Genomic DNA, 7,508 nt, shown 5'->3' with positions numbered 1-7,508 from the left:
CCGGGTGCACAGATGTGCACCCGGCGGGCTTTTCCTATGGACCGGCCCGGCGCGGGGTACGCTTTTACCGACAGGGCGTCGGGAACCTATTGACTTAGGTAAGCCTAACCTTAAAAGATGGTGGCCCGGCTCTCGTCCAGCCCCGCACCGGAGGTCCCCATGCAGTCGTCGACCGAGTCCGACGCGACCACGACCGCGTTCTCGACCCTCATCCGCACCGCGTCCCACGAACAGCACGTGGAGGCGGAGACCTCGACCTTCATGAGCGACCTGCTCGGCGGCAGACTCGGCGTCGACGCGTACGCGCGCTACACCGAGCAGCTCTGGTTCGTGTACGAGGCGCTGGAGGCCGGTGTCGGGCGGCTGGCGTCCGACCCGGTGGCCGGGCCCTTCATCCGGCCCGAGCTGCTGCGCGGGCCCGCCCTCGAGCGGGACCTCGCCCACCTCCGGGGCCCGGACTGGCGCGCGACGCTCTCCCCGCTGCCGGCCACCGAGGAGTACGCGGCGCGGGTGGCGCACTGCGCGGAGCAGTGGCCCGGCGGCTATGTCGCCCACCACTACACCCGTTACCTCGGCGACCTCTCCGGCGGGCAGATCATCCGGGGCAAGGCGGAGCGCACCTGGGGCTTCGACCGCAAGGGCGACGGCGTCCGCTTCTACGTCTTCGAGGGCATCGCCAACCCGGCCGCGTTCAAGCGCGAGTACCGCGAGCTGCTGGACGCGGTACCGGCCGACGACCTGGAGAAGCAGCGCATCGTCGCGGAGTGCAAGCGCGCGTTCGCGCTGAACACCGCCGTCTTCCGTGCCCTGGGCGAGGAGTTCCCCCTCAGCGCCTGACGGGCCGCGACAGCCGCAGACGCCGGGGCGGGACGGTGCGCCGCCCCGGCGCGCGGGGATCTGGGGACCGGCTCCCGGCCGGTCTTCCGGGAGACCGGCTCTCAGCAGGTCTTGCGGACGTACGAGCCGCTGCCCGGCGTCGTCACGTCCTCGTCGCGCCGGACGATGCTCAGCTCGTCGCCCCAGCCGGAGCAGGCCTTCTTCAGGCCCGAGGCGGAGTACTCGACGACGATCACGTCGTCGCCGAACGCGTCGGTGAAGTCGCCGCACTCGTCATAGCGGCCGCACTCCTCGACCACCGCGAAGTCGAGGCCGTTCGCCTCACGGTCCCCGGCCAGCTCGGCCGTGTTCTTCTGCGCGATCGCCAGATCGGCGGAGTGGGCGCGGTCGGCGAGGAGCTGGATGAACGCCTCGGCGTCGGCGGCGTCGATCAGGCCGTCCGCGCGGGTGAAGGTGTCGTAGTTGTCGGGCTCGACCGCCTGGAAGCCGTTGGCGGCGCAGTCGTCGATCCAGGTGCCCACCTTCGCGGCGATGGACTCGCGCTTGGCCTCGGTGGTGATGTCGAGCATGGCCTCGCCCCAGGCGTCGTCGTACACGACCTCGCCGTCACCGTCGTGCAGGAGCAGGTTCGAGCCCCACTCACTCTCGGCGCCGGGCTGGGCCTGGAAGGCGTTGACGTAACAGATGTTGTACAGGCCGTCGACCGGGGACGCGGTGTGGTCGCGGGTGACCACCTCGACGCCGGACGGCGGGGTGTAGGCGCCGCCGATCTGGTAGTCGAAGCCGGCGTGCGTGGGCGGCAGGGAGATCTCCGCCGCCGAGGCCGTGGTGGCGTGCACCGACAGCGTGGCGGCCAGGGCCGCCACGCACGCGCCGGCCGCGGTCACGGCCAGGACCTTGCGGGAGGGCATGCGGGAGAACTTGTGGTTACCGCTCATAAAGCGAGCTCCAGTGGGTTGGGGGCACGTCCCCGCCTCGGACACCGATGGCGGTCCATGGCGGTCCTGGCGACTTTGTCCGGGCTGCCGGCCGAGGCCGGTTACCGGCTGGGCGTACCTCTTCCGCCGGCCATCGGGGCCGACGTTGCCCGAGTAAATCGAGCGCCTGTGGTCATGTCAAGTGACGGCAAAACAGGGCCGTTCGGGCCTTACCGGGAGTCAACTGCCGTACGAACAGCGGTGTTTGCGGGACCTAATTCTCCAGAAACACTCGGCCACCGATCTCGACCCAGCCACCCGGCTGCGGTGCCGTGAGGAGCTGGGAGCCCGCCCCTTGGGTGATGTTGAGGGCCCGGCCGAGGCGGTCGGTGAGCAGCAGGGCCGCCGCGCCGGTCGCCTCGTCCTCGTCGATCCCGTCGCCCCGGCCGGGGAAGGCGCGGGCGCGGACGCGGCCCGCCGCTTCGTCCTCCCATGCCCAGGCGTACAGCCACTCACCCTTCGGCGGTACGGGCAGCGCGTCGACCTCGGCGGCCGTGGCGTACTGGCGCAGGGTGCGCGGCGGCGCCCACTCCGCCCGCGCCTCGATCCAGCTGAACTCGCCGTCGAGCCGTACGCCCACCACGCCCGCGGGGGTGACCAGTTCGGGCACGTCGAGCAGCCAGCCCGTGCCGACGCAGGGGTGGCCGGCGAACGGCAGGCGCAGCGTCGGCGTGTAGATGTCGATGACGCCGCGCTCGGGGTCGTCCACGAACACGGTCTCGCTGAAGCCGAGTTTCGCGGCCAGTTCCTGCCGGTCCGCCGGGTCCTGGAGGAGAGAGCCGTTGCGGACGACGCCGAGCTCGTTGCCGTATCCGCCGTTCGCCGCGCAGAAGACGCGCAGCACGTCGTAGTCAGTCACGGGGGCATTGAACATCACAGCGAAGCCGGTAGCGGCAAAGGTAAGGCTAACCTAAGCTACCTCCGCACCTCCGGGATCACGAGGTGGACGGGGACGGCGAAGGGATGGACGAGACCGTGCGACGCGAGCACACACGACCGGCGGAGACCCATCGAAAGCGCCCCAGGGGCACCAGGTGACCGTCGCCGAAGAAGCGCCCGGCACCCGCGAGACGGGCACGGGCACGAGGACGGGCAGCGGTACGGAAGCGCCCGCGCCGCATGCCGCGCGCGGCACCCGTCCCCTCCTCGCCGCCGGGCTCGTCGCCGCCCTCCTCGTCCTGGTCCCGGTCGCCGCCGGGCTCGGCGCGTACCCGATCCCCACCGGCGATGTGCTCGCCTCCCTCGCGCACCGGATCGGCGCCGGCGGCCACGCCCTGGAGCGGGTCCCGGAGTCGGTGCTGTGGAACGTACGCTTCCCGCGCATCGTGCTCGCGCTGCTCGTCGGGGCCTCGCTGGGCTGCGCGGGTGCGCTGATGCAGGGCGTGTTCGGCAATCCGCTGGCCGAACCGGGCGTCATCGGCGTCTCGTCGGGCGCGGCGGTCGGCGCGGTCGGCTCGCTCGCCCTCGGGCTGACCTTCCTCGGCACCTGGACGGTCTCGGTCACCGCGTTCGTCACCGGGCTCGTCACCGTGCTCCTGGTGTACGCGATGTCGCGCTCCGGCGGCCGGACGGAAGTGGTGACGCTGATCCTCACCGGCATCGCGGTGAACGCCTTCACGGGCGCGTTGATCGGGCTCTTCCTGTTCTTCGCGGACTCCGCGGCCATCAGCCAGATCACCTTCTGGCAGCTCGGCTCGCTCGCCCAGGCCACCTGGCCGAAGGTGCTGGCCGTGCTGCCGTGCGCGGCCGTCGGCCTGGGCGTCGCGCCGCTGTACGCACGCCGTCTGGACCTGCTCGCGCTCGGCGAGCGGCCGGCCCGGCACCTGGGCGTGGACGTCGAACGGCTGCGGATCGTGCTCGTCCTGGTCATCGCGCTGCTGACGGCGGCGGCCGTGAGCGTCTCCGGGGTCGTCGGCTTCGTCGGGCTCGTCGTGCCGCACCTGCTGCGGATGGCGGCGGGTCCCGGACACCGCTTCCTCATCCCGGGCAGCGCGCTGGGCGGCGCGGTCGTGCTGCTCGCCGCCGACCTCGCCGCCCGTACCGTCGCCGAGCCCGCCGAACTCCCGCTCGGCGTACTGACCGCCCTGCTCGGCAGCCCGTTCTTCTTCTGGCTGCTGCGCAGGACCCGCCGCAAGCAGGGAGGCTGGGCGTGAAGCTCCTCCGTGTCCCCCGACTCCCCCGTACGGCGCGGCCCGCGCCGCCCGGTCCGGCCGCGCCCGGCGACGTGCTCGCCGAGGCCGCGGGGCTATGGGTCCGCCTCGGCGCCCGCGAGGTGCTGCGCGGCGTCGACGTCGGCGCCCGCGCGGGCGAGGTGCTCGCGCTGGTCGGGCCGAACGGGGCGGGCAAGTCGACCCTGCTCGCCGCGCTGGCCGGTGACATCGGTGCCGCCGGGGGCGCCGTCCGGATCCACGGGCGCCCGGCGGCGGACTGGACGGCGCCCGAACTCGCCCTGCGGCGCTCGGTGCTGCCGCAGAGCGCGGCGCTGTCCTTCCCGTTCACGGTCGAGGAGGTGGTCCGGATGGGGCGCGCGCCGTGGGCCCACGCGGCCGGGGCGGACGACGGCACGGACGACGACGCCGTGGCGGAGGCGATGGCCGCGACGGAGGTGACGGAGTTCGCCGGCCGGCCGTTCTCGGCACTCAGCGGCGGCGAGCGGGCCCGGGTCGCGCTCGCCCGGGTGCTGGCCCAGCGCGCCCCGCTGCTGCTGCTCGACGAGCCGACCGCCGCGCTCGACCTGCGCCACCAGGAGCTGGTGCTGCGGGTGTGCCGGGCAAGGGCGCACGCCGGGGACGCGGTGGTCGTGGTGCTGCACGACCTCGGGCTCGCGGGCGCGTACGCGCACCGGGTGGCGATCCTGTGCGCCGGTCGTGTCGCGGCCGAGGGCCCGCCCGCCGAGGTGCTGACCGGCGAGCTGCTGAGCGAGGTCTACCGGCAGCCCGTGGAGGTGTTCCCGCACCCCAGGACGGGGGCCGCGGTGATCAGCCCGCGACGGGACGTCTGACGGGGATTGCCACGACAAGGGACTCTTGACCGGTGGTTGACCGTCCCGTGGGGTCCGTTTTTAGCCGCCGTAATCAAGCCGTTGCTGTGCCCCTCCTGTCCAGCGCCTGTGAGAGCTGAATCACTGAACGGAGGGGTATGACTGAGGTAAGGCTCAGATAAGTTAGGCCCGCCTCACCTCCTGTCGCGCGGTCCGCTCCGCGCGGTGCGCCCGCCCCTCACCTGGAGATTTCATGCGAGCCGTCAGATTCTCCGCCGTCACCGCAGCCGCCACGGCAGCCGCCCTGGCCGCCGTCACCGGATGCACGGAGAAGAGCGACGCCAAGGACGGCGACGCCATCCAGGTGACCGCCGCCGACAGCGCCTGCGACACCTCGGCCAAGTCGGTCCCGGCCGGCCAGGTCACGCTGCGGATCGAGAACAAGGGGTCCAGGGCCACCGAGGTCGAGATCCTCTTCCCCGACGACCGCATCGTCTCCGAGAAGGAGAACATCGGCCCCGGCACCAAGTACACGCTGACCGCCGAGGTCAAGGCCGGGTCGTACGAGATCGCCTGCCGGCCCGGCATGAAGGGGCACGGCGTGCGCCAGAAGCTCACCGTGACCGGTTCGGGCAAGGTCGCGAAGCGGGACCCGCGACTGGACAAGGCCGTCGCCGCCTACCGGGAGTACGCGCAGACGCAGGCCGACGAGACGCTGCCCAAGGCGAAGGCGTTCGCGCGGGCCGTCGAGGACGGCGACATCGAGGGCGCGAAGGAGAAGTTCGCCGGCTCCCGTCTCGGCTGGGAGCGCACCGAGCCGGTCGCGGAGTCCTTCGGCGACATCGACCCGAAGGTCGACGTCCGCGAGGACGGCCTGGAGGACGGACAGGACCCGGAGAAGGACTGGACGGGCTGGCACCGGCTGGAGAAGTCCCTCTGGCAGGACAAGAAGATCGGCGCGCGGGAGAAGACGCTCGCCGGTCAGCTCGTCACCGACCTGACCGACTGGCAGAAGCGCGTCGGCAGGGCGGAGATCACCCCGACCTCGATGGCCAACGGCGCCAAGGAACTCCTCGACGAGGTCGCCACCGGCAAGGTCACCGGCGAGGAGGACCGCTACTCGCACACCGACCTCAGCGACTTCAAGGGCAATGTCGAGGGCGCGCAGCAGGCGTACGAGCTGCTGAAGCCGGTCGCGAAGGAGAACGACGCGGCCCTGACCACCGAGCTGGACAAGCAGTTCACCGCGCTGAACACGCTGCTCGACCGGTACCGCGAGGACAAGTCCGGCACGTCCGGCGCGTCCTCCTACGCGTTCGTCTCCTACGACAAGGTCGGCAAGGCGGACCGCAAGGAGCTGTCGGACGCGGTCAACGCGCTCGCCGAGCCGCTGTCCCGGCTCGCCGCTGCCGTCGTGAAGTGAGCGAGGCCATGACCATGAACGACCCGACCAGGGGCACGGCCACCGCGGACGGCTCCCGCACCCCCTCCCGGCGTGCGCTGATCGGCTGGGGCGGCGCCGGGCTCGCGCTCGGTGCCGCCGCGGCCGGCGGCGCCGTCGCGGTGTCCCGTACGGGCGAGGACGCGGTACCGGCCGCCGCCTCCGCGGGCACCGCGGTGCCCTTCCACGGGACGCACCAGGCGGGCATCGCGACCGCGGTGCAGGACCGGCTGCACTTCGCCGCGTTCGACGTGAGGACCGACGACCGTGCCGCGTTCGTCCAGCTCCTCAAGGACTGGACGGAGGCGGCGGCCCGGCTGACCGCGGGGCACACCGTCGGCGAGGGCGCGTACGGCGGGCTCGCCGAGGCGCCGCCGGACGACACCGGCGAGGCGCTGGGCCTCAAGCCGTCCCGGCTGACGCTGACCCTCGGCTTCGGACCCTCCCTGTTCGAGAAGTTCGATCTGGCGGACATGCGGCCCGAGGCCCTGGCCGATCTGCCCGGCTTCCCCGGCGACAACCTGGAGAAGGCGCGCGGCGGCGGTGACCTGTGCGTGCAGGCGTGCGCCGACGATCCGCAGGTCGCGGTGCACGCCATCCGCAACCTCGCCCGGATCGGCTTCGGCCGGGTCGCCGTCCGCTGGTCGCAGCTCGGCTTCGGCAAGACCTCGTCCACCACCCCGGACGCGCAGACCCCGCGCAATCTGATGGGCTTCAAGGACGGCACCCGCAACATCGCGGGCACCGAGACGGAGCGGCTGAAGAAGTTCGTGTGGGTGGGCGAGGACGACGGGCCCGGCTGGATGACCGGCGGCTCGTACCTCGTGGCCCGCCGGATCCGGATGAACATCGAGACCTGGGACCGCACCTCGCTCCAGGAGCAGGAGGACATCTTCGGCCGCGACAAGGGCGAGGGCGCCCCGGTCGGCAAGGCCGAGGAGCGCGACGAGCCGTTCCTGAAGGCGATGAAGCCCGACGCGCACGTCAGGCTCGCCCACCCGGACTCCAACGACGGGGCGACGCTGCTGCGCCGGGGCTACTCCTTCACGGACGGCACCGACGGCCTCGGCCGGCTCGACGCGGGCCTGTTCTTCCTGGCCTACCAGCGCGACATCCGTACGGGGTTCATCCCGGTGCAGCGCAGGCTGTCGCGGTCCGACGCGCTCAACGAGTACATCCAGCACGTGGGTTCCGCGGTCTTCGCGATCCCGCCCGGCGTCCGCGACAGCGGCGACTGGTGGGGCCGGACGCTGCTGACCGGGAAGGCGTGAGC

General features: G+C 72.4%; 7 protein-coding genes. 5 read left to right on the top strand and 2 right to left on the bottom strand.

Annotated elements, in window-relative coordinates; all coding sequences use genetic code 11:
• Nucleotides 1-159: 159 nt before the first annotated feature.
• Nucleotides 160-837: a heme oxygenase (biliverdin-producing) gene (locus tag ACFV6E_RS26240; RefSeq protein ID WP_385163531.1), complete on the top strand. Its 678-nt coding sequence runs from the start codon at nt 160-162 to the stop codon at nt 835-837.
• A gap of 101 nt (nt 838-938) precedes the next feature.
• Here the strand turns inward: ACFV6E_RS26240 and ACFV6E_RS26235 are convergent, their stop codons facing one another.
• Together ACFV6E_RS26235 and ACFV6E_RS26230 are read right to left on the bottom strand one after the other, a co-directional pair.
• Nucleotides 939-1,775, bottom strand: coding sequence for an endo alpha-1,4 polygalactosaminidase (locus tag ACFV6E_RS26235; protein ID WP_385464988.1), 837 nt, complete (start codon nt 1,773-1,775; stop codon nt 939-941).
• Between the two features lie 253 nt (nt 1,776-2,028).
• Nucleotides 2,029-2,673, bottom strand: coding sequence for a PhzF family phenazine biosynthesis protein (locus ACFV6E_RS26230; RefSeq protein ID WP_385163536.1), 645 nt, complete (start codon nt 2,671-2,673; stop codon nt 2,029-2,031).
• Nucleotides 2,674-2,848: 175 nt separating this feature from the next.
• On the opposite strand from ACFV6E_RS26230, the gene ACFV6E_RS26225 reads away from it, so the two are divergent.
• From ACFV6E_RS26225 to efeB, 4 genes are all read left to right on the top strand, one after another.
• Complete coding sequence (locus ACFV6E_RS26225) at nt 2,849-3,967, top strand: FecCD family ABC transporter permease (RefSeq protein ID WP_385163539.1); 1,119 nt, start codon at nt 2,849-2,851, stop codon at nt 3,965-3,967.
• Nucleotides 3,964-4,815: a heme ABC transporter ATP-binding protein gene (locus ACFV6E_RS26220; protein WP_385464985.1), complete on the top strand. Its 852-nt coding sequence runs from the start codon at nt 3,964-3,966 to the stop codon at nt 4,813-4,815. Before ACFV6E_RS26225 ends, ACFV6E_RS26220 begins: the two co-directional genes overlap by 4 nt.
• Before the next feature lie 232 nt (nt 4,816-5,047).
• Complete coding sequence (gene efeO, locus ACFV6E_RS26215) at nt 5,048-6,217, top strand: iron uptake system protein EfeO (protein ID WP_385163544.1); 1,170 nt, start codon at nt 5,048-5,050, stop codon at nt 6,215-6,217.
• Nucleotides 6,218-6,231: 14 nt separating this feature from the next.
• On the top strand, nt 6,232-7,506 hold the full coding sequence (gene efeB, locus ACFV6E_RS26210; RefSeq protein ID WP_385163604.1) for an iron uptake transporter deferrochelatase/peroxidase subunit: 1,275 nt from the start codon (nt 6,232-6,234) through the stop codon (nt 7,504-7,506).
• Nucleotides 7,507-7,508: the final 2 nt, after the last annotated feature.

Origin of the sequence: Streptomyces sp. NPDC059785 (genome assembly GCF_042732375.1) — a bacterium.
Classification (GTDB): domain Bacteria; phylum Actinomycetota; class Actinomycetes; order Streptomycetales; family Streptomycetaceae; genus Streptomyces.
Note: the sequence above shows the minus strand (reverse complement) of the source record. Positions and strands in the feature narration are given on the sequence as shown.